The organism is Streptomyces rectiviolaceus, assembly GCF_039533825.1.
Lineage (GTDB): Bacteria > Actinomycetota > Actinomycetes > Streptomycetales > Streptomycetaceae > Streptomyces > Streptomyces rectiviolaceus.
This window is the reverse complement of record NZ_BAAAUG010000092.1, coordinates 13,289-34,592: the sequence shown is the minus strand read 5'-3', so window position 1 is coordinate 34,592 and position 21,304 is coordinate 13,289. Positions and strand designations below refer to the sequence as shown.

Annotated in this window: 16 protein-coding genes and 1 pseudogene; 11 read left to right on the top strand and 6 right to left on the bottom strand. The window is 70.7% G+C overall.

Annotated features, from left to right (window positions below):
• The first annotated feature begins 151 nt into the window (after positions 1–151).
• From ABD378_RS25895 to ABD378_RS25880, 4 genes are read left to right on the top strand one after another with little or no spacing between them, the layout of a single operon-like run.
• Positions 152–1,537 carry an MFS transporter gene (locus ABD378_RS25895; RefSeq protein ID WP_344524293.1) on the top strand — a complete coding sequence of 462 codons (1,386 nt, stop codon included), beginning with the start codon at positions 152–154 and terminating at the stop codon, positions 1,535–1,537.
• A gap of 13 nt (positions 1,538–1,550) precedes the next feature.
• Complete coding sequence (locus ABD378_RS25890) at positions 1,551–3,230, top strand: acyl-CoA dehydrogenase family protein (protein ID WP_344524291.1); 1,680 nt, start codon at positions 1,551–1,553, stop codon at positions 3,228–3,230.
• A complete protein-coding gene (locus ABD378_RS25885) occupies positions 3,223–4,422 on the top strand; it encodes a CaiB/BaiF CoA transferase family protein (RefSeq protein WP_344524289.1) in 1,200 nt (399 codons plus the stop codon). Before ABD378_RS25890 ends, ABD378_RS25885 begins: the two co-directional genes overlap by 8 nt.
• A gap of 30 nt (positions 4,423–4,452) precedes the next feature.
• Positions 4,453–5,634 carry an acyl-CoA dehydrogenase family protein gene (locus ABD378_RS25880; protein WP_344524287.1) on the top strand — a complete coding sequence of 394 codons (1,182 nt, stop codon included), beginning with the start codon at positions 4,453–4,455 and terminating at the stop codon, positions 5,632–5,634.
• Positions 5,635–5,660: 26 nt separating this feature from the next.
• Here ABD378_RS25880 and ABD378_RS25875 read toward each other — a convergent pair whose 3' ends face one another.
• Positions 5,661–6,905, bottom strand: coding sequence for an amidohydrolase (locus ABD378_RS25875; RefSeq protein ID WP_344524285.1), 1,245 nt, complete (start codon positions 6,903–6,905; stop codon positions 5,661–5,663).
• Positions 6,906–7,063: 158 nt separating this feature from the next.
• On the opposite strand from ABD378_RS25875, the gene ABD378_RS25870 reads away from it, so the two are divergent.
• Complete coding sequence (locus tag ABD378_RS25870) at positions 7,064–7,510, top strand: SRPBCC family protein (RefSeq protein ID WP_344524283.1); 447 nt, start codon at positions 7,064–7,066, stop codon at positions 7,508–7,510.
• Between the two features lie 30 nt (positions 7,511–7,540).
• On the opposite strand, the gene ABD378_RS25865 is transcribed toward ABD378_RS25870, so the two are convergent.
• Together ABD378_RS25865 and ABD378_RS25860 are read right to left on the bottom strand one after the other, a co-directional pair.
• Entirely contained in the window at positions 7,541–9,139 is a 1,599-nt protein-coding gene (locus ABD378_RS25865; protein WP_344524282.1) for a carboxylesterase/lipase family protein, read from the bottom strand.
• A gap of 88 nt (positions 9,140–9,227) precedes the next feature.
• A pseudogene (locus tag ABD378_RS25860) lies at positions 9,228–10,097 on the bottom strand (helix-turn-helix domain-containing protein).
• Between the two features lie 214 nt (positions 10,098–10,311).
• Between ABD378_RS25860 and ABD378_RS25855 the strand changes: the two are divergent.
• Together ABD378_RS25855 and ABD378_RS25850 are read left to right on the top strand one after the other, a co-directional pair.
• Positions 10,312–11,151, top strand: a complete 840-nt coding sequence (locus ABD378_RS25855) for an SDR family NAD(P)-dependent oxidoreductase (protein WP_344524280.1) — start codon at positions 10,312–10,314, stop codon at positions 11,149–11,151.
• A gap of 47 nt (positions 11,152–11,198) precedes the next feature.
• Positions 11,199–11,612, top strand: coding sequence for a (R)-mandelonitrile lyase (locus ABD378_RS25850; protein ID WP_344524278.1), 414 nt, complete (start codon positions 11,199–11,201; stop codon positions 11,610–11,612).
• A gap of 37 nt (positions 11,613–11,649) precedes the next feature.
• Here the strand turns inward: ABD378_RS25850 and ABD378_RS25845 are convergent, their stop codons facing one another.
• Complete coding sequence (locus ABD378_RS25845; protein WP_344524276.1) at positions 11,650–12,462, bottom strand: amidohydrolase family protein; 813 nt, start codon at positions 12,460–12,462, stop codon at positions 11,650–11,652.
• A 185-nt stretch (positions 12,463–12,647) separates the two neighbouring features.
• Between ABD378_RS25845 and ABD378_RS25840 the strand changes: the two genes are divergently transcribed.
• A complete protein-coding gene (locus tag ABD378_RS25840; protein WP_344524274.1) occupies positions 12,648–14,738 on the top strand; it encodes a hypothetical protein in 2,091 nt (696 codons plus the stop codon).
• Positions 14,739–14,742: 4 nt separating this feature from the next.
• Complete coding sequence (locus tag ABD378_RS25835) at positions 14,743–16,383, top strand: ABC transporter substrate-binding protein (protein ID WP_344524272.1); 1,641 nt, start codon at positions 14,743–14,745, stop codon at positions 16,381–16,383.
• 28 nt (positions 16,384–16,411) lie between these two features.
• On the opposite strand, the gene ABD378_RS25830 is transcribed toward ABD378_RS25835, so the two are convergent.
• A complete protein-coding gene (locus tag ABD378_RS25830; protein WP_344524270.1) occupies positions 16,412–16,984 on the bottom strand; it encodes a dihydrofolate reductase family protein in 573 nt (190 codons plus the stop codon).
• Positions 16,985–17,184: 200 nt separating this feature from the next.
• On the opposite strand from ABD378_RS25830, the gene ABD378_RS25825 reads away from it, so the two are divergent.
• Positions 17,185–18,318 (top strand): hypothetical protein, encoded by a 1,134-nt coding sequence (locus ABD378_RS25825; RefSeq protein ID WP_344524343.1) that lies wholly within the window; start codon positions 17,185–17,187, stop codon positions 18,316–18,318.
• A gap of 3 nt (positions 18,319–18,321) precedes the next feature.
• Here the strand turns inward: ABD378_RS25825 and rox are convergent, their stop codons facing one another.
• On the bottom strand, positions 18,322–19,770 hold the full coding sequence (rox, locus tag ABD378_RS25820; protein WP_344524268.1) for a rifampin monooxygenase: 1,449 nt from the start codon (positions 19,768–19,770) through the stop codon (positions 18,322–18,324).
• A 324-nt stretch (positions 19,771–20,094) separates the two neighbouring features.
• Between rox and ABD378_RS25815 the strand changes: the two genes are divergently transcribed.
• The gene (locus ABD378_RS25815) at positions 20,095–21,291 is read left to right on the top strand and encodes an acyl-CoA dehydrogenase family protein (RefSeq protein WP_344524265.1); all 1,197 of its coding nucleotides are present in this window, start codon (positions 20,095–20,097) and stop codon (positions 21,289–21,291) included.
• The last annotated feature ends 13 nt before the right edge of the window (positions 21,292–21,304 follow it).

Genomic DNA, 21,304 nt, shown 5'->3' with positions numbered 1-21,304 from the left:
GCCGTTATTGGTCTTGGACACCTCCTAATGGTGGAGGGCAGAGTGATCCACGTCTCGCGACGGAGCGAGGACCGGTAGCCGGCCGCTCGGCTCCCTTCCCCACCTCGTCGCCCTCCGTCGCGGGATCTGCCGCCACGAGAGGACGCTCGTCATGCAGCAAGACGCCCCGCTCCCCGGGGAATCGAACGATGCCCCGGCCCCAGGGGCACCGGAAGCCCCCGATCCACGACTCGCCCGCGAGGCGCGCCGCGCGGGCGTCACCGCGTTCGTCGGTACCACCATCGAATGGTTCGACTTCTACATCTACGGGTCCGCTTCGGCCCTGGTCCTCGGAAAGATCTTCTTCGCCGAGGCCTCGCCCGCCGTCGGTACCCTCGCGGCCTTCGCCACCTTCTGGGTCGGCTTCCTCGCCCGCCCCCTCGGCGGACTGATATTCGGGCACTTCGGCGACAAGTACGGCCGCAAGAAGGCGCTGGTCACCACCCTCACGATGATGGGCGGCGCCACCTTCTGCGTGGGACTGCTCCCCGGATACGCGCAGATCGGTGCCGCGGCGCCGATCCTCCTCGTCCTGCTGCGCATGATCCAGGGCGTGGCGATGGGCGGCGAGTGGGGCGGCGCCGTCCTCATCGCCACCGAGTACGCGCCGCCGGGACGCAAGCTCCTGTACGGCTCCTTCGCCCAGCAGGGCTGCCCGGTCGGCAACCTCCTGGCGACTCTCGCCTTCCTCGGCATGGCCCAACTCCCCGACGCGGCCTTCGAGTCGTGGGGCTGGCGCGTGCCGTTCCTCTTCTCGGCGGTCCTGGTCGCCGTCGGACTCTTCATCCGGCTCAGGCTCGCGGAGACCCCCGAGATGCGGGCCGCCCTTGCCCGCAACAAGACGATCAAGCTGCCCATCAAGGAAGTGCTCACGCGCTCCCCGATGCTGGTGTTCCTCGGCGTCCTCGCGGGCACGGCGGGCGTCGCGATCACCTACATCAAGACGACGTTCGCCCTGTCCTGGGCCACCGCCGACCTGGACTTCGACCGCACGACCTTCCTCACGGTCATCTCGCTCGCCCTCGTCGTGCAGGTGATCGTGCAGCCCTTCGGCGCCGTGCTCGCCACCAAGTGGCCCGTCCGGAAAGCCGTGTTGTGGATGCTGCTTCCCGAATTCGTCCTGCTGCCGCTGATGTTCGTCCTCGTCGGAACGGGCGACTTCTGGCTCGCCGTCCTCGGCATGGGCCTCGCGACCTTCCCGCACGCCATGTACTACGCCGCGCTCGCCGGGATCCTCGCCCGCGTCTTCCCCGTAGAGGTCCGCTACACCGGTATGTCCCTCTCGTACCAGCTGTGCACGACCCTGTTCGCCGGGACCGCGCCGATCGTCTCGCAGTACCTGCTCACCACCTTCGACTCGATCTGGCCGGTCGTCGCCCTCGGTCTGGCGTACACCGCGCTCACCCTCGCCGGTGTACTGCCCCTCCTTGCCCGCACCGGCGACCCGGCCGACGACACCGCCGTCGGCACCGACTCCCGTACCGCACAACCCGCCTGACCTGGAGCCACCTGTGTCCTCGCCGACTCCCGCGACCGCGAACTTCGCCGACCGCGATCCCGCCCTGCGCCCCCTGCTCGACCGTCTCCTGACCCCCGACGACCGCGCCCGCGTCGAGCCCCTGCTCGCGGAACTCGGCGAGCTGGCCGCGGGCGACCTCGACCGGCAGGCCGCCCTCGCCGACGCCCACCCGCCCCGCCTGATCCCGTACGCCCCCGACGGCACCCGCGTCGACGCGATCGAGTATCACCCGGCCCACGACCGCGCTGCCGCCATCGCCTACGAACGCTTCGGCCTGGCCGCGATGTCCCACCGTCCCGGCGTGCACGGCTGGCCCACCAAGGTCCCGCACACCGTCAAGTACGCCCTGTCCTATCTCTACGTACAGTCCGAGTTCGGCATGGCCTGCCCGCTGTCGATGACCGACTCGGCCGCCCGCATCCTGCGCCTGTTCGACCCCGACCGGTACGCGGCCGAGATCGCCGCGCTCTCCTCCACGGACCCCGGACTCCGGGCCACGGGCGCGATGTTCATGACGGAGCAGCAGGGCGGCACGGACGTCGGCCTGACGCAGACCCGCGCCACCGACCGCGGCACGCACTGGACGCTCACCGGCAAGAAGTGGTTCGCGTCCAACCCCGCCGCCGACGTGATCCTCACCCTCGCCCGCGTCCCCGGACAGGGCGACGGCACCCGGGGCCTCGGCATGTTCCTCGTGCCGCGGCTGCGGCCCGACGGCACCCGCAACGCCATCCGCATCGACCGCCTCAAGGACAAGCTCGGGTCGCGGTCCATCGCGAGCGGCGAGGTGACGCTGGAAGCGGCGTACGCGACCCCGGTCGGTCAACTCACCCACGGATTCCGGCAGATGGCCGAGATGCTGAATGTCTCGCGCCTGTCCAACGCCATGCGCGCCACCGCCCTCATGCGCCGCGCGGTCCGCGAGTCCGTCGACCACACCCGCACCCGCCACGTCTTCGGGAGGCCCCTCTTCGACCAGCCCTTGATGCGCGCCACGCTCCTGCCGATGATCCTCGACACGGAAGCCGCGCTCGGCCTTGTCCTTGAGGCGGCTGCCCGCCTCACGGCCGCCGACGACGGGGACGAGCGTGCGCAGGCGCTGGTCCGCGTCCTCACGCCGCTCGCCAAGCACACCCTGTGCAAGCGCGCCCGCACCGTCACCGGCGAGGCCATGGAGATCCGCGGCGGCAACGGCTACATCGAGGACTGGGTCGATCCGCGGCTCGTGCGCGACGCGCACCTCGGCTCCATCTGGGAGGGGTCATCGAACGTCATCGCGCTCGACGTGCTGCGCTGCATGCGCCGCTTCGGCTCCCATCGCACCCTCGCCGACACCTACGGCGACCGCGGTCCCGTGAAGCGCCGCTGGGAACTCCTCCGCGAGCAGGGCGACTGTCTTCTCGAACTCCCCGCCGATGAACAGGAGATGAGGGCCGGACGGTACGCCGACCGGCTCACGCACGCCGTCATGGCGACGCTCCTGTACGACCAGGCCGACCACGAGACCGAGGCGACGGGCAACGGCCGCGCGCTCCTGGTCGCCCGCACCTACACGGCGCTCCTCGACGACCCGGACGCCCTGCCCCGCGCCGCCCTGGACCACCTGGCCGAACTGGCCGAGGGTGGTCAGATCCCGCCCGCCACGGCCAAGGAGCCCGCCGCACATGCCTGATGAGCCCCGCCCCGCGTCCCCCCTGGCCGGCATGAAGGTCGTGGACCTCTCCAAGATCCTCGCCGGTCCCTACGTCACCATGTCCCTCGCCGACCTGGGCGCGGACGTCATCAAGGTCGAGCACCCCCAGGGCGGCGACCCGACCCGCGCCTGGGGCCCGCCCTTCAACGGCCCCGACGCCACCTACTACCTGGCCGCCAACCGCAACAAGCGTTCGGTGACCCTGGACCTCAAGTCCCCCGAGGGGCAGGAGGCCGTCCACCGGATGCTCGCCGACGCGGACGTGATGGTGGAGAACTTCCGCCCCGGCAGCTCCCTGGCCGACGTCTTCGACTACCGCACCCTCAGCGAGCGCTACCCCCGCCTGGTCCTGCTCCACATCTCCGCGTTCGGCGACACCGGACCGCTGCGCGACGAGCCCGGGTACGACATGGTCGCCCAGGCGAGCGCCGGTCTGATGTCGCTCACCGGCGAGCCGGAAGGACCGCCCGTCAAGGCCGGGTACGCGATGGGCGACCTCGGGGCCGCTCTGTTCGGCCTCATCGGCGTCACATCGGCCCTCGTCGAGCGCGAGCGCACGGGCCGCGGCCAGTACGTGACGACCTCCCTGTACGAGTCCCAGCTGGCCCTGCACATCAACTGGGCCACCGGCTACTTCGCCACCGGGGAACGGCCCACCCGCCTGGGCTCCGGTCACCCGAGCCTCGTCCCGTACCAGGCCTACGCCGCCTCCGACGGGTACTTCGTGATCGCGGTGGGCAGCGACGGCCTCTTCCGCCGCCTGAGCGAGACGCTCGGCCACCCGGAGTGGGCCGACGACCCGCGCTTCGCCACCAACCGCGCCCGCGTCACCCACCGCAAGGCCCTCAACGCCAAGCTGGAGGCGGTCCTCGTCGACGACACGGTGGCCCACTGGTGCGCGCTGCTCAAGCCGCGCGGCGTGCCCGTCGCCCCCATCCGCACCCTCGACGAGGTCTACGACTGCCCGCAGACCGAGGCGCTCGGCATGGTCCAGAAGGTCGACCACCCCGACGTCGGCCCGCTCCAGCAGGTCGCCTTCCCCGTCAGCTTCCGCGGCGAACGCCCCGCCGTACGCACGGCGCCGCCCACCCTCGGCCTGCACAGCCGGGACGTACTCGCCGAACTCGGCTACGACGACGCGGACATCGACCGTCTGCTCGACCACCCGTAGAACTCTCAGAACTCGCAAGGAGATTGAACCGTGCCGTTCCCCGCACTCGACGCCGTCGACCCGCTGAACCTGGAAGCACTCCTCACCGACGAGGAGCGTGCCGTGCGCGACACGGTCCGCCAGTACCTCGACGCCGAGGTGGAGCCGCACATCGCCGACTGGTTCGAGTCCGGCGAGCTGCCCGACCTGCCCGAACTGGCCCGGGAATTCGGCAAGATGGGCCTGCTCGGCATGCACATCGAGGGCTACGGCTGCGCCGGGATGTCGGCCCGTGCGTACGGCATCGCCTGCCGCGAGCTTGAGGCGACCGACTCCGGCCTTCGCTCCTTCGTGTCCGTACAGGGGTCGTTGGCCATGTTCGCCGTCCACCGCTTCGGCTCCGACGAACAGAAGCAGGAGTGGCTGCCGCGCATGGCGGAAGGCTCGGCCATCGGCTGCTTCGGTCTGACCGAACCCGACCACGGCTCCGACCCGGCCTCCATGACCACCCGCGCCCGCCGCGACGGCGACGACTGGATCCTCGACGGCCGCAAGATGTGGATCACGAACGGTTCGGTGGCGGCCGTCGCCGTCGTCTGGGCGCAAACAGAAGACGGCGTACGCGGCTTCGTCGTGCCCACCGACACCCCCGGCTTCTCCGCGCCGGTCATCAAGCACAAGATGTCGCTGCGCGCGTCCGTCACCAGCGAACTCGTCCTGGACGGCGTCCGGTTGCCCGCGTCCGCGCGGCTTCCCGATGCGCGTGGTGTCGGCGCCCCGCTCACCTGCCTGAACGAGGCGCGCTACGGCATCGTCTGGGGCGTCACGGGCGCGGCCCGCTCGGCCTGGCGGTCGGCGCGCGACTACGCCCTGCAGCGCGAGCAGTTCGGCAAGCCCATCGCGGGCTTCCAGCTGACGCAGCAGAAGCTCGTGGACATGGCCCTCGAGCTCCACAAGGCGACGCTGACCGCCCTGCACCTGTCCGCCCTGAAGGACTCACCGGCCGGGGTCCACCCGGCACAGATCAGCTTCGGCAAGTTGAACAACGTACGCGAGGCCATCGAGATCTGCCGCACCGCGCGCACGATCCTCGGCGCGAACGGCATCTCGCTGGAGTACCCGGTGATCCGGCACGCCAACAACCTCGAGTCGGTGCTGACCTACGAGGGCACGAGCGAGATGCACACCCTCGCCCTCGGCCAGGCCCTCACCGGCCACGCGGCCTTCCGCTGACCGCCGGTCGCCGCTCGCCCGCTGCCTCAGCCGCTGAGCCGGTGCAGTGCGGCGCCCACCAGTGTCTGTACGCCCGGCAACAGGACCGAGAGGTCCGGGGCGAACAGCGGGCTGTGGTTGCCCGGCACCGCGGTGATCTTCTGGCCGAGCCCCTGCCCGGGGGCGGCCTGCCAGGCGGCCTCAGGTGTCGACGCCACGAACCAGAAGTCGTAGGGCACCGCGGTGGGCACGAGGAGGGAGAAGTCCTCGCTTCCCATCGCGGCCCCGAAGTCGAACACGCTTTCCGCGCCGAGCAGTTCGCGATGGAGGGCCGCGATCTCCGCGTCGAGTGCCGCGTCGTTGATCGTGGCCGGGAAGCTCGTGCCGATGCTCACCTCCGGCGGCACGGGGCACCCGGCGGCCTGGCATTCCCCTTCGACGATGCGGCGGACGGCGGCCAGCACCCGCTCGCGCACCTCCACGTCCTGCGTACGGAGGTTCAGCCCGAGCCGGGCCTCCGCGGGGATGATGTTGGGCCGCTGGCCGGCGTTGAACTGCCCCGTGGTGAGCACCACCGCGTCCGCCGCGGCCACCTCACGCGAGACGACGGTCTGCAGCCGGGTGACGATGTAGGCGGCCGTCACCACCGGATCGACGGTGGACTCGGGACGTGAGCCGTGCCCGCCGACCCCGGGCACCACGATGTGTACGTCGTCGGCGGCCGACATGATCAGCCCCGGCGTGTGGGAGACGAGGCCCGCGGGACCGGGGGCGACATGCTGGCCGAAGACGACGTCGGGCCGCGGGAAACGCTCCTGCAGCCCGTCGGCGACCATCGCCCTCGCTCCGCCGCCCGCTTCCTCCGCGGGCTGCCCGATCACCACGAGGGTGCCCGACCAGGTCTCGCGGGCGGCCGCCAGCGCCTCGGCCGCGAACATCAGCCAGGTGACGTGCATGTCGTGGCCGCAGGCGTGCATGACACCGTCGACCGTGGAGGCGTACGCGAGGCCCGTGGTCTCCGTGACGGGCAGCGCGTCCATGTCGCCGCGCAGCCACACCACGGGTCCGTCACCGTTCTCCAGGACGCCCACGACGCCCGTGCCGCCCACCGCGGTGGTCAGCGTGTACCCGGCGCCGCGCAACCGTTCGGCGAGGATCTGGGCCGTGCGGTGCTCCTGGAAGGAGAGCTCGGGGTGGCGATGCAGGTCCTGGTACACGTCCTCCAGGTCACGCGTCTTCAACCCCGAGGTCACGTCCAGGGCCAGGCTCGCTGCGGTGGCTTCCGGTGTCATGCGACTCCTTCGCGGCATTCGAAGTATTCGAAGTAGGAGATCACCCTCGGAGTCACCCTCGCACAAGGCGTGGCGCCCGGCACTGGCCGCCTCGGAAGGTGTCTCAGATGACAAGGTGCAAAAATCGTGCCATAGCACCCAGGAGGAGCGTGGTCAGTGTGTCCCGGAACCGCCGCCTGATCCTGGCCTCGCCGGCCGAGGTCTGGAGCCTGCTGTCCGACGGCCGCCGGTACGGGGAGTGGGTGACGGGAACCCAGGAGGTCCTCGCCGCGGATCCGCACTGGCCCGCGGTGGGCGCCCGCCTGCGGGTCCGGGTCGGCGTCGGTCCGCTGGTCCTCGACGACAGCTGCGTCGTCCGCGTCAGCGAGCCGGAGCGCCGCCTCCAGCTGGAGGCGAAGGCGGGCCCATTCGGAGCGGCCCGCATCGCCATGGAACTGATCCCCTGGGGCGAGCACACCCTCTTCATCCTCGACTGGCACCCTCTGCGGGGGCCCGGCACCCGGATGCACGGACTCCCCGTGGACTACGTCGTGGCGGTCCGCAACGGCATGATGCTGACGAAGCTGGCGCGGATCGCGGTGGGCGAGCACGGCCGGAACGTCTGACCGCCCGCCCCGCCTCGGTGACCGACCGGCTCAGCCCAGTGACTTCCAGAAGTCGTACCGGTGGTCCTTGGCGAAGTCCACCGGGTGGATGCCGCCGGGGCCCGAGGCGAGGGACTGCGTGTGCGGCTCGGCGGGGGTGGTGGGCTTCCAGTCCGCCTTGCCGGTGCGGGCGAAGTCCGTCCAGGTGCGGATCATCGCGTCGGACAGGCCGCGCTGGGCGGGGTCGAGCTCCTCGTAGTCGTCGATCTCGAAGAGGTAGGGCAGCTCGAAGAGGTGACCGGCACCGGCCGGGAAACCGGGCTTCGGGTACATCGGGTCCGCGTACCAGGGGGTTTCCTTCTCGGCGAACTCATAGGAATACGTGGGGACTTGGGCGGCCAGTGCGCGTCCGGTGTCGACGGCTGGCCTGGCGAAGTGGGCGTCGGTGAGGGCGGCGGCGAGCGCCAGGGCGGGGGTGTCGTCGTAGGCGCCGATGGGGTAGCGCTCGGTGACGGCCGTGGCCTTCTCCTTGCCGAACTCCTCTTCGATGCGGGCCCGGTAGTCGGCTGCGTCGATGGTCGCGGCCGGGTCGCCGGTGGTCTGCTTCTTGGCGAGCTCCATGCCGTAGACCATGGCTCGCATCTCGTCGCGGTTGATGCCCTGGAGGACCGGAACCTTGTTGAACCGGCCGGTGGCGAATGCCTCATCGGGTGTCAGGGGCAGCAACTCGCCGCCGTAGACGGGGGAGTAGCGCGGGCCCTGCTGGAAGGGGTGGACCAGGTGCTCGACGGGTGCCTTGCGCCAGTGCTTCACGCCGGGCTTCTTCTCGATGTCGGCGGCCGTCTTCTCGCCCTGCCGCAGGGCGGCCTCGCGGCTGGTCTTGCCGTCGGCGCTCGTGCAAGGGCCGCTCTGTGAGACGACCCGGTCGAAGAGGCCTGCGGAGGAGGGGGCGACCAAGTGGGCGCAGGTGCTGTGGGAGCCGCCGGACTGGCCGAAGAGGGTGACGTTGCCGGGGTCGCCGCCGAAGGCGGAGGCGTTGTGCCGCACCCAGCGCAGGGCGGCCTGCTGGTCGAGGAAGCCGTAGTTGCCGGACTCGCCGCGCCGGGAGCCCTTCTCCAGGCCGGGGTGGGCGAGATAACCCAGCGCCCCCAGGCGGTAGTTGACGGTCACGACGATCACATCGCCCTGTGCGGCGAGCCGCTGGGCCCCGTGCATGGCGCCCTCGCCGTCGGTGTGGTCGCCGCCGTGCAGGTAGACCATCACGGGGCGCGGCCTGGTGGGGTCGGCGCGCGGGGTGGTGACGTTGACGAAGAGGCAGTCCTCGGTGTCGGACTTGGGCCCCGCGGGCGGTACGAGGCCGGTCTGCGGGCAGGCGGAGCGTGGCTCGGTGGCGTCCTTGACGCCCTGCCACCTCCTGGCGGGCGCGGTGGACGCCCACCGTCGCTCACCGGTGGGCGGGGCGGCGTAGGGGATGCCTTCGAAGGTGCGCACGGTGTCGGTGACCGTGCCGCGTACGGCGCCCTTGTCGGTCCGCACGACCGAGGGGCCGGTGTCGCCGCTGGTGCCTGCGGTGGCCGTGACGGCCAGGGCGGCCACGGTTGCGGTGGCGAGAGTGACGGTGATGGCTGCGTGTGCTGTCCGCTTCAACATGTAGACGAGCGTATGGATTTGAGGATCCGGCGAGCAGCCGGACAGCCACCGGTCGCGGGGTGGTGCCAGCACCACCTACGTACACCACCTACGTATCAAGGGAGTTCGTGCGCACGTCCGTGTGGTCCGCCGCCCAGGAGGCCAGGATGCGCAGCCCGTCGTAGGACGGCGTGCCGGGTTCGGCGGTCCACACGACGAGCTGCTGATCGGCGTCGGTGCTCGCGGTCAGCGTGTCCCAGTCCAGGGTCAGCTCACCGACCAGGGGATGCCGGAGCCTCTTCGTGCCCACGCTCAGGGCGGAGACCTCATGGCTTGCCTACCACGTGCGGAAATCCTCGTCGCGCACGGAGAGCTCACCCACCAGCGCAACCAGCCGCGGGTCCTGCGGATATTTCGCCGCTTCCCTGCGCAGCTGTGCCACAGCGGTGCGGGCGACCGTCTCCCAGTCCGGGTAGAGATTTCGCAGGGCGGGGTCGGTGAACAGAAGACGGACGTAATTGCGTTCCTTCTCCGGCACCTCGGAGAAATCGGTGACCAGGGCCGCGCCGAGCGCATTCCAGGCCAGCACATCCATGCGCCGTCCCAGCACGATCGCGGGAGTGGCGGTCAGGTCAAGCAGCCGCCGCAGCTGCGGCTTGACCTTCTGGCGTGCCTTGCCGCGCGGCCGTGCGCCGGTCTTGCCCGCCAGGTCGAGCAAGTAGTCCCGCTGGTCGTCCTGGAGGTGCAGCGCCCGCACCAGCGTCTGCAGCACCTGCACGGACGGCTGCATGCGCCCCTGCTCAAGACGGGTGTAGTAGTCCGTGCTGATGGACGCCAGCTGTGCGACCTCTTCGCGGCGCAGGCCCGCCACCCGGCGCGGCGTGCCGCTGTCGGGCAGGCCGACCGTGCGGGGGCTGAGCTCCGCCCGTCGTGCCTTGAGGAACTCGCCCAGCTCCTTGAGATGCGCGCTGCTGGTCATGCTCCCCAGTCTCGCACCGGTCCCGCCGATCGTGGGGAGGAGGAATTCCTCCCGGGATGTTCTCCTCCCGGGATGGAATTCTCCTCTTTCCGCACCCGGTGACCTGTGTGAATGTGAAGAAGAAGCCGCAGAGAAGGGCCACCGGATTCCCCCGGTGAATTCTCGTCGACGGCGCACGCTCATCACCCGTAAGCCCTCCTGGAGCACACCCCCCATGAGCAAGGTCTTCTTCATCACCGGTGCAGGCCGCGGCCTGGGCACCGACATCGCCCGCCAGGCCCTGGCAGCCGGGCATCGCGTGGTCGCCACCGGACGCAAGCCCGCCCAGGTCCGCGAAGCCGTCGGCGAGCACGACAACCTGCTCGTCGCCGCGCTCGACATCACCGACCCCGGCCAGGCCCGCCGGGCGGCAGAGCAGGCAGTGGAGACGTTCGGCCGGATCGACGTCCTGGTCAACAACGCCGCGAACTTCTACGCCGGCTACTTCGAGGAGATCTCCGACGCCCAGATGCGCCGACAGATCGAGACGAACCTGTTCGGCCCGATGAACGTCACCCGCGCGGTCCTGCCCGCCATGCGCGCCCGGCGCGCAGGCCACATCATCACCGTCTCCTCCATCGCCGGCCTGGTCGGCCAGGAGTTCTGCGTCGCGTACGCCGCCGCCAAGTTCGGCGTCGAGGGCTGGATGGAGTCCCTGCGCTTCGACGTCGAGCCGTTCGGGATCCGCACCACCGTCGTCGAACCCGGCTTCTTCCGCACCGAGCTGCTCGTGGACGCCTCCACCACGTGGGCGGAGCTGTCCATCGACGACTACGCCGAGCGCACCGCCGCCACCAAGAAGGTGTGGGAGTCCATGAACGGGCAGCAGCCCGGAGACCCCGCCAAGCTGGCCGACGCCCTGCTGAAGGTCGCCGACCTGGAGGAGCCGCCGCCGCGGTTCGTCGCCGGAGCAGACGCCATCCCCGCCGCCGAGGCCAAGGGCCACGAGCTCATCGCACAGGCCCGCGCCTCCCGCGCCCTGGGCGCGGACCTGGCCCACGACGAAGCCGCCTGACCCCCCTCCTGCAAGCCGCCTGACCACCCCCACAAAAGGAACACCCCGTGGAACTCCTCAAGCAGCAGCCCACCGTGAAGGCCCCCGCGGACTGGTTCACCGGCGACGTCTGGTTCGACGTCGTCTACGCCGGACAAGAGCCCTCCCGCATGCGCATGAACATGGTCCGCTTCGCCCCCGGCGCCCGCACCGACTGGCATCACCACGCCGTCGGCCAGACCCTGCACATCGCCGAAGGCATCGCCCTCATCGGCACCCGCGACGGCACGGTCATCGAGGCCCACCCCGGCGAGACCGTCACCTGCCCGCCCGGCGAAGAGCACTGGCACGGTGCCACCCCCGACCGCTTCATGCAGCACCTGGCCTTGTGGGAGGGCACGGGCGACGGCAGCCCGGAGACCACCTGGCTGGAGAAGGTCACCGACGACACCTACAACGGGCCGCGCACCAACACCCGCTGACCCGCATACCGGGCTCGGCGGCCCGTGCACGACGCGGTCAGAGGCTGAAGACCCGTCGCGCGTTGCCGGACAGGAACAGCTCGGTGGCCTCCTCGTCCAGGCCCAGTTCGGCAAGGTGCTCCAGCGCCTTGCCCGGCGTGATCATGGGGTAGTTCGAGCCGAACAGCACCTTCGCGCGACCCCGGCCGCGTACGTAGTCGACCAGTTCACGCGGGTAACGGCGGGTGGTGTAGGCGCTGGTGTCGATGTAGACGTTGGCGTGCTTGTCGGCCACCGCGATCATCTCCGTGGTCCACGGGTAGCCGATGTGCCCGCACACGATGGTCAGTTCGGGGAAGTCGAGCGCGACCTGGTCGATGTACGGGATGGGCCGGCCGGTCTCGGACGGGCGCAGCGGACCGGTGTGCCCGACCTGGGTGCAGAACGGGATGCCGAGCTCGACGCAGGTGGCGTACAGGGGGTAGTACAGCCGGTCGGTGGGCGGGAGTTGCCACAGCCAGGGCACGATCCGCAGGGCCACGGCGCCGAGTTCCCGCACCGCGCGGCGCAGTTCCCGCACGGCCTTGACCGGCCGGGTGAGATCCACGCCTGCCACCGCGCGCAGCCGTCCCTCGGACTGTGCGACGAACTCGGCGACTTCGTCGTTGCTGATCAGCGGCCCCTGCGGCCCGTACCAGGCCGTGGACAGGCCGATCTCGACATCCGCGGCGGCCATCGCGGCCAGGGTGGCCTTGACCGGCAACGGCTCCTCCAGCGACTCCATCCCCGTCCACCGGCGCAACGACTCGAACATCTCGTGGTTGGAGTGACGGAGCGTGGGGTGCTGCATCCACGCGTCGATGACCGGCATCAGGGTCCCTGCCTCTCTCCGGGCGCTGTGGGCATGACTGAGGATGCCCCAGGCCCTCGACGCCGACGCGCCAACTGGCCTTTTGTGCAGGAAACTTGATGTATTCGGGAGGCGTGCCCAGTACGCTCCGTGCGACATTGACCACACGCCGCACAGCGGCCACGCACGGCACGGGGGTAAGCCGGATGGGCCGTGAGCTGGGATTCGAAGGGCTCATCGAGGACGAAGGATTCTTTCCCAGGCTGCTGGGCCGAAACGCCCGGGGCCGCGACGAGAAGCTGCTGTACGGGCCCGACCTGCCCGTCGTGCTGCTCACCGGCGGGCCGGGCATGGGCAAGCGGCGCCTCCTCGAGCTGCTGCGGGACCGGTTCGGGCGCAAGGTGCCGGTGGCGTACGTGGACTGTGCGGACGCGCGGTACGCGGAGGAGGCCGCGCGGCGCCCTTCTTGCCGCTCGGAGGCGACGGAGACGATGTACGACGTCGCCCTGCGGATGAGTGAGTGGGAAGGTCCGGGCGGGGTTCTGCCCACGCCCCGGTTCTTCGCCGGGATGGCCGCGGTGGCGGCCGGCGCGCGACTGCGGCGGCGCGAGCTGGAGCAGGAACTGACCCGGTACCGGGCGCTGTTGCAGCCGAGGCGAGGGCTCGGCAGGTTCGTCCGCAGTCTGCTGACCGGCTATCTGTCCGCGCTCGCCGGGGTGGTCGCCCCCGCGGCGGCGCCGCTGGTGGGTGCCGCGCTGACGGAGTTCCTGGAGAAGCTGGCGAGCACCGGCGCCGAACCGGTGGGCGCCACCTACGGCGACTATCCCGGCGCCGCCGGAAGCGCGGGCACCGGCCTGCGGCTGCTCGCCAACGACTTCCAACAGGGCGGCGAGGACAGGCGGTTCGCGGAAGGCTTCCTCTTCCGCGCCCTGCGCGAGGACCTGGACGCCGCCTACACCGGCCTCGGCGCCGCACTCACCCGCGTCGGCCGCCCCGCCGTGCTGCTGCAGCACGCCAACTGGCCGGTGGGCCGCGCACTCCTGGCGGCGGCGCTCACCGACCGGGCCGACGGCCACCGCGAGCGTACGGTGCTCGTGGCGAGCGAACGGATGGCCGAGCCGCTGTTCCTGGCCGACGAGCCGCGCACCGAGGAGGTCGCGGACTACCGTCCGGACCAGGAGGAGCCGCCCGGCTGGCAACGGCTATCCGCCCGCGGCCGGTTGGGGCAGGGCGTGCTGCTGCTGCGGATGCCGCTGCTCACCACCGAGCACATTCACCGGGAGCTGCAGCAGCACACCGGCGGCGCACCGGAGGCGGCGCGGCTGCGCCGGGCGCAGAGCGCGGTGCACCGGCTCTCCGGCCGCCGCCCCCGGACGGTGCAGCGTCTCGTCGAGGCGGCCGGGGAGCTGCCGGAGCTTGACAACGACCGGGAGCTCCTCGACCAGCCCGCGGGGCTCGACGGGGAGCCCCGCGCCGTACGGGACGTGCTGCTGGCCGAGTTGGTGCTCGGACAGCTGCCCGAGCGGCTGCCCGTCGAGCACACCGACCGGTGGCTCGACCTGCTGACCCAGCTGTCGGTCGCGCACACCGGCGACTGCGCCCGCGCCCTGCTGCGCGGCCCGCAGCTGGAACAGACGGCCGGCGGGCTCACCGCGGACGAGGTGGGGCGCTATCTCCTGGAGAGCGGCTGGCCCGCCTGCGAGCGGCACTTCATCGGCGACTTCGGCCTCCGGCAACTGCTGATGAGCAGGCTGCACGGACCGCCCGACGCGGGCGCCGAATGGCGCCGCAACCACAGCCTGCTGCACACGCACTACCGCAGCAGGGCCGAGTCCCCCGACCGCGCCTTCGGCACCACCGCGGCGCACGGCCTCAACCACGACCTGGTCGCCAACGGCCCCGAGCGCGCCGTGCGGCACCTCGCCGCCACGTTCCCGGCGGACGGCGTGGGCGCCGAGGAGTGGTGCGACCAGCTGCTCGCACTCGCCCAGGCACCCTCGCCCGGCGGCCACGACGAGCGGCACGCCCGGATGACGGTGGCCCGCGTCGACGGCGGCAAACTGCAGCGTCAGCTGGACGAGCTGCTGCACGCCGTGTGGCTCTGCGAGGAGCGCACCCGGCCGCCGGACATCGCGGCGGCGGACCGGATGGCGCAGCTGCTGAGGGAGCTTGCCCGGGAGTACGCCGGGGCGGCGCCCGTGCTCACCGCACGGGCAGGACGGTGGGACCGCCGCGCCCGCAACCGGCAGCCGCTGCAGTCCTGTTCCTGTACGGCCCACATCGGAGAGGGGAGCTGAGCGGATGTTCCGGACCACCGCCGACTGGCTGCACGAACACCTGTGGAACACGCTCCTGAAGAAGATCATCACCTGCACCGTGGCGGCCCTCCTCGCCTTCGGGGCGTACGTCCTCGTCTCGCGGCTCACCGAGGAGGCGGGCAGCTGCGCCGACGGCGTCACCGAGTCCGGCGGGGAGTGCGTCGGCGTCAACGGCTCCGGCTACGACTTCGGGGAGCCGGAGATCGCCCCGGTCGCGGCGCGGATCGCCGAGGAGAACCGCCGTATCGGCAAACAGCCGCACGTCACCGTGGCGATGATGCTCCCGCTGCAGCCGGATTCGAAGGCCGAGCGGCGGCAGTTGCGCAGCGAGCTGCAGGGTGCCTTCCTGGCGCAGTACCGCGCCAACCGGGAGCCGGGGAAGCCGGTGGTGCGCCTTGTGCTCGCCAACCCGGGCAAGGACTATGCCCGGCAGGGCGATGTGGTGCCGGACCTGGTGCGGATGGCCCGCTCCGATCAGGACAACCTGCGCGCGGTGACCGGATTCAACCTCTCCCTCGGCGCCACCAAGAGAGCGGTGCGCAGTCTCACCGAGCAGCAGGTGCCGGTGCTCGTGGCGCGGGCGTCGGCGAGTTCGCTGGCCAACCGGGAGAGCAAGGACGGGACGTACGACTTCAAGGGTCTTGCCCGGATCATACCGACCAACGACCAACAGGCCCGGGCGCTGGCCGACTTCAACGGCAGCCGCAAGGACCGGCAGACCGTCCTGGTCCGCGACACCCGGCCCGACGACCCGTACGTCCGTTCGCTCGCAAGCGCCTTCCAGAAGCTGCCGGAGGACGGCCCGGCGGGCCCCGACGACATGACCTTCACGTCCCCGGGGGTCGCCGACCCGGGCGACGTCGACAACCAGTTCAGGCCGACGGTCAACACGATCTGCAACTCGGGCGCCGACACGGTCTACTTCGCGGGCCGCTCCACGCATCTGCGCCTCTTCCTGAAGCGCCTGGCCAAGGAGGCCTGCGCGGAGCGCAAGTTCACCGTGGTGTCCGGCTCGGACGCGGCCTCCCTGAACAACCGGATGACCGACGATGACTGGGCCGAACTCCGGGACAGCTCCGGCAAGCCGCGCCTGACCGTGCAGTACGCCGCACCGGCCCACCCCGCTTCCTGGCGCACCGAGATCCGGCTCTGGCAAGAGGGCGAGGAGAAGCGGACCGGAAAGAAGCCGCCCGAGTCGAAGGCCCCCGGCTCCCTGCGCGACCCGCTGGCCGAGCTGGAGCGACTCGGAGACACCGTCACCGCGCTGAGGTCGGCGGGCCGCGACATCGGCGACGTGGAACTGGGCGACTCCCGCACCATGATGGTGCACGACGGGGTACGCACCGCGGTCGAGGCGATCCGCGGCGCGAAGCCCACCGGAGAGGCAGTGCCCTCCGCCGAACAGGTGGGCAACCGCTGGGCCACGATGCAGTCGATGAACCGCGTGAACGGCACCAGCGGCCGCATCTGCCTCACCAAGGCGGGCAACCCCTACGACAAGCCCCTCGCCGTCGTCGAGTTGAAACCGGGCACGAAGGCGGGCCCGGGCACGCTGGACTTCGTGGGCCTGGCCTGGCCGACCGGCAGACGACAGCCGGAGGACTGTGTCGTACGCAGCGGCTAGGCCACCCCACCGACGGAGCCGCGCGGCGTCAGCGCACGACGTCGAAGATGTTCATCTGCAGGCCGTTGGAGTATGCCTCGTGCTCGACGAGCCTCAGCTTCTGGGCGTCCTTGTCCGTGTCGCTGAACAGCCGCTGGCCCGCGCCGAGCAGCAGCGGAAAGACGAGCAGGTGGTAGCGGTCGATCAGGCCGGCGTCGGAGAGGTTCCGGTTCAGCGTGGCGCTGCCGTGCATGATGATCGGTCCTCCCTCGGTCTTCTTCAGTTCGGCCACCTCGTCGAGAGAGCGCAGGATGGTGGTCTCGCCCCAGTCCGACACGAGGTCGCCCTCGGTGAGGCTGGTGGAGACGACGTACTTCGGCATCGGCTTGTAGTCGGCGAAGTCCTCCATGCCTGGCCAGACCGGGCTGAACGCCTCGTAGCTGACCCGGCCCATCAATATCGCCGTGGCCTCCTGCTGCTCCCGGCCCTTGATCTCGAACGCCTCCGGCAGGAACTCCATGTCCTTGAAGGTCCAGCCGGAGTTCCGGTAGCCGGGCTCGCCGCCCGGGGCCTCCACGACGCCGTCGAGCGAAACGAAAGCGGTGCTGATCAACGTACGCATCTCAAGATCTCCTGGTCAGTTGTCACTGGTTGCCGCTCCATCCTCGCGGCTACGACGTTACTGACCGCGGTGCACGCCGGAAGTAATCGGTCGCCCTCCGGTCAGGGGGAAAGCCATTGAGCGGGGTGGATCGTCTTCCCGCTGCCGCCCCCGGGGTGAGCAGCGGATACGGTGCACTGGTGACTGATGGGGAGGGGACGGTGCCCGGGACCGCGCTGCTGATCGCGGCGGCGCCGGTCGGCAAGGCCCGAATGGTGGATGCGGCCTCCGTGCTGCCCGTGCTCGCGGCGGTGTCGCCCGCGGTGCTCGCCGGAACCGCGACCGCCAGTGTCGTGGAACTCGCGGACCCGCTGGATCCGCAGACCGTGCTCACCCGGCTGCGCGCGGCCGCGATGGCTCCGGGGCCCCTGACGGTGTACCTGGTCGGGCAGTTGCACCTCGATCGCCGTCAGCAACTGCAGCATGTCGCCCTCGCGCGGACCACGGCGGCGACGGTCCGCTACACCGGATTCCCCTGGCACTGGATCGCCCAGGAACTGCGGCTGCGCCCGCCTGGCAGTACGACCGTCATCGCCGATCTGCACGCCGACACGGACAGCTGGCAGCAGCTGGCGCGGCGCCCCCTGGACGTGGGGACGGGCGTGGCGCTGTACGGCCGGATCGCTCCCTCGCCCGGTCGGCGTGCAGTCGCGGTGCCCTCGTACATGAAGGCGCTTGCGACGGTCCTGCGCAGCGGGCACCGGCCGCCGCTGCCGGACCTGCACCAACACGTCGCCGCCCAGGCCCTGGAGGAGGGCGCGATCGACATAGTGCTCTGCGCCGACTGGAACAGGGTGCCGGTGCCTGCCCAGCAGCAGGGCCCCGCCACCCCTGCCGCACCACCTTCCACGGCGCCGCGGACGACGGGCTCGGACCCGCACGCGGCGATCACCAAGGCCGTGGAGGCCGGACGGCACGGCGAGGCCGCGGCCATGGCAGCGGCCTGGGAGCAGGAAGCACTGCGTACGTACGGGTCGTCCTCGCCCGAGGTGGTGCACTGGATGGAGGTCCGGGGGCATCTGGCGATCTTCGCCAAGGAACCCGGCCGCAGCTGCGAGATCTGGCTCGCCGTGGTCTCCACCAGGCTCACGGCAGGTCAAGCCCCCGACGCCCCCGATGTCGAGGCCGCCGCGGACCTGGCCCACCACCAGTGGGAGCAGGTCCGCGACCCGGACACCGTGCGCGAACTCGGCCCCGCACTGGTCGCGTTGCGCCGCCGGGTGCCGGGCCGTCAGCGCGGCACGGTCAACCTCGTCCAGCAGCGACTCGTGCAGTTCCACACACAGGTCGGCTGAGGACTACGACGTGCCGGTGACCGACTCCTCGTGGCTCGGTGCGCCGAACCACCTCGGCAGCAGGGCGAGCAGGTCCTGCTGATCCTCACCGACCCACGCCACGTGACCGTCCGGCCGCAGCAGCACGGCGGGCACGTCCAGCTCCTCGCTGACGTCGACGACATGATCGATCCGGTCGCCCCACCCGGCGACGGAGAGTCGGCCGGTCTGGTCGAGCAGCAGGCCACGGCCTTCGTGCATCAGCTCGTAGAGGCGCCCCCGCTTCAGCTCGACGTCCCGCATCCGCCGCCCGAGCAGCTCGTGGCCCTCGCCGAAGTCGTAGCTGACGTCGACCGCGGTGATCATCCCGGTCACGTACCGATTCACCTCCTCGAAGTCCATCAGCTTCGAGAACAGCTCCCGCAGCGCGGTCGGCCCCGCATCGGTCCCGAGGAGCGTGATCTGCGCCCGGGTGTTGTCCAGGACGCGGGCGCCCACCGGGTGCCGCTCGGCCTCGTAGGTGTCGAGGAGGCCCTCCGGAGCCCAGCCGTTGACCGCAGCGGCCAGCTTCCAGCCGAGGTTGAACGCGTCCTGCACCCCGAGGTTGAGCCCCTGCCCGCCGGTCGGCGGGTGGATGTGCGCCGCGTCGCCGGCCAGGAGCACCCGGCCGACGCGGTAGCGCTCGGCCTGCCGGGTGGCGTCGCCGAACCGGGAGAGCCAGCGCGGCGAGTGCACACCGAAGTCGGTGCCCGCGACCGCCCGCAACCGCCGGCTGAACTCCTCGATGGTCGGCGCGGCACGGTCCTCGGACACACCGTCGGCGGGCACCACGAGCCGGTACGTCCCGTCCGTGCCGGGGCTGGCGCCGAACCGCAGCTGGGTCTTGCGGACCTCCTCGACGACGGCGGCAACCGTCTCCGCGTCCGCGGTCAACTCCATGTCGCCGAGGAGCGTCTCGACCGTGGCGGGCTCCCCGGGGAAATCGACCCCGAGTAGCTTGCGCACCGCACTGCGGCCACCGTCGCACCCGACGAGGTAGCGCGAGCGCAATTGAGTGCCGTCCGTCAACTCGACGGCCACCCCGTTCTCGTCCTGGCTCAGTGCGACGACTTCGCAGCCGCGCCGGATCTCGGTGCCGAGTTCGAGCGCACGCTCGTCGAGCAGCTGCTCGGTGAGCGGCTGCGGGGTGGCGACACCGAACGGGTGCGCCGTGTCCAGACGGTCGGGCCAGGGCTTCATGATGCCGCCGAAGAGACCGCCGACCTGGAACTTCTCGCTGACCGCGAGGAACCGGTCGAGCAGACCGCGCTGGGCCATCACCTCGACGCTGCGCGCGTGCAGGCCCTGCCCGCGGGATTCCCGGGTCGGCTCGGTCAACTTCTCAAGGACGACCGTGTGCACTCCTTGCAGACGCAGCTCGCTCGCCAGCATCAAGCCGGTCGGTCCGCCGCCGACCACGATGACATCAATCATGAGGACCCCCACTCACGAAGTTGAATTCAACGTCGTCGATGGCGCGCTGAAGGGGCGACAACGACACACGCACTTCGTGATTCTCATTCCGTAGTTTCTGACCTTCGATCGATGATTCTGCGGCACGACCCGGGCCTTGCCGCAAGGCCCCCGGTGCGCTATATGTTGAGAGTGGCAAGGAGCGTCTGTTCTCCTTGCCTTTTTTCATGAGCCGTCGAGCATGCGCCGTGCGCGGCCGCCGAGCACCGGCTCGTCGACCCTCTGCAGAGCTTTCCGTGAACGATGCGCGGCTCGGCGTGCCCGTCGGACGAGGAGCGTCACAGCATGAGCACTCTCGACATCCTGTCCGAGGACGAGCGGTTCGTCGTCAGCACGGTGCGGGACTTCGTCGACAAAGAGGTGAAGCCGGTCGTCCAGGAACTGGAGCACACCAACACCTACCCCGAAGCCCTGATCGAGCAGATGAAGCGGCTCGGCATCTTCGGCCTCGCCGTCCCCGAGGAATTCGGCGGCACACCGGTCTCCACGCCCTGCTACGTCCTGATCACCGAGGAGCTCTCCCGCGGCTGGATGAGCCTGGCCGGTGCGATGGGCGGCCACACCGTCGTCGCGAAGCTGCTGCTCCACTTCGGCACGGAGGAGCAGAAGCGCCGCTATCTGCCGAAGATGGCCACCGGTGAGGTCCGGGCGACCATGGCACTGACCGAGCCGGGCGGCGGCTCGGACCTCCAGGCGATGCGAACCTCCGCCCGCAAGGACACGGGCAAGGGCAAGGGCACGGACGCGGACGCGGACGGATATGTGATCAACGGGGCGAAGACCTGGATCACCAACTCCCGCCGGTCCGGCCTGATAGCCCTGATGTGCAAGACCGACCCGGCCGCCAGCCCCGCCCACAAGGGCATCTCGCTCCTGCTGGTCGAGCACGGCCCCGGTCTGACGGTCTCGCGCGACCTGCCCAAGCTGGGCTACAAGGGCGTGGAGAGCTGCGAGTTGTCGTTCGACGACTACCGGGCGCCGTCCGACGCCGTACTGGGAGGGGTGGAGGGCAAGGGCTTCGCGCAGATGATGAAGGGCCTGGAGACCGGACGGCTCCAGGTCGCGGCGCGCGCACTCGGGGTCGCTCGGGCCGCGTTCGAGGACTCCCTGGCCTACGCCCAGGAGCGCGAGTCGTTCGGGCGGCCGATCTGGAAGCACCAGTCGATCGGCAACTACCTTGCCGACATGGCCACATCGCTGACGGCCGCCCGCCAACTCACCCTGTACGCCGCCCAAGAGGCGGAGGCGGGCCGCCGCGTGGACATGGAGGCCGGCATGGCCAAGCTCTTCGCCTCCGAGACGGCCATGCAGATCGCCCTCAACGCCGTGCGGATCCACGGCGGTTACGGCTACTCGACCGAGTTCGACGTGGAGCGCTACTTCCGCGACGCCCCACTGATGATCGTCGGCGAAGGCACCAACGAGATCCAGCGCAACGTCATCGCGAGCCAGTTGGTCAATCGGGGAGGCCTCGACGCCTGAACGGCGCGGGGCA

Bases quoted from the DNA above. Each gene is read 5' to 3' on its own strand.
- ABD378_RS25895 (WP_344524293.1), top strand. From the start codon at position 152: ATGCAGCAAGACGCCCCGCTCCCCGGGGAATCGAACGATGCCCCGGCC.
- ABD378_RS25885 (WP_344524289.1), top strand. From the start codon at position 3,223: ATGCCTGATGAGCCCCGCCCCGCGTCCCCCCTGGCCGGCATGAAGGTC.
- ABD378_RS25875 (WP_344524285.1), bottom strand. From the start codon at position 6,905: ATGACACCGGAAGCCACCGCAGCGAGCCTGGCCCTGGACGTGACCTCG.
- ABD378_RS25865 (WP_344524282.1), bottom strand. From the start codon at position 9,139: ATGTTGAAGCGGACAGCACACGCAGCCATCACCGTCACTCTCGCCACC.
- ABD378_RS25855 (WP_344524280.1), top strand. From the start codon at position 10,312: ATGAGCAAGGTCTTCTTCATCACCGGTGCAGGCCGCGGCCTGGGCACC.
- ABD378_RS25845 (WP_344524276.1), bottom strand. From the start codon at position 12,462: ATGCCGGTCATCGACGCGTGGATGCAGCACCCCACGCTCCGTCACTCC.
- ABD378_RS25840 (WP_344524274.1), top strand. From the start codon at position 12,648: ATGGGCCGTGAGCTGGGATTCGAAGGGCTCATCGAGGACGAAGGATTC.
- ABD378_RS25835 (WP_344524272.1), top strand. From the start codon at position 14,743: ATGTTCCGGACCACCGCCGACTGGCTGCACGAACACCTGTGGAACACG.
- ABD378_RS25830 (WP_344524270.1), bottom strand. From the start codon at position 16,984: ATGCGTACGTTGATCAGCACCGCTTTCGTTTCGCTCGACGGCGTCGTG.
- rox (WP_344524268.1), bottom strand. From the start codon at position 19,770: ATGATTGATGTCATCGTGGTCGGCGGCGGACCGACCGGCTTGATGCTG.
- ABD378_RS25815 (WP_344524265.1), top strand. From the start codon at position 20,095: ATGAGCACTCTCGACATCCTGTCCGAGGACGAGCGGTTCGTCGTCAGC.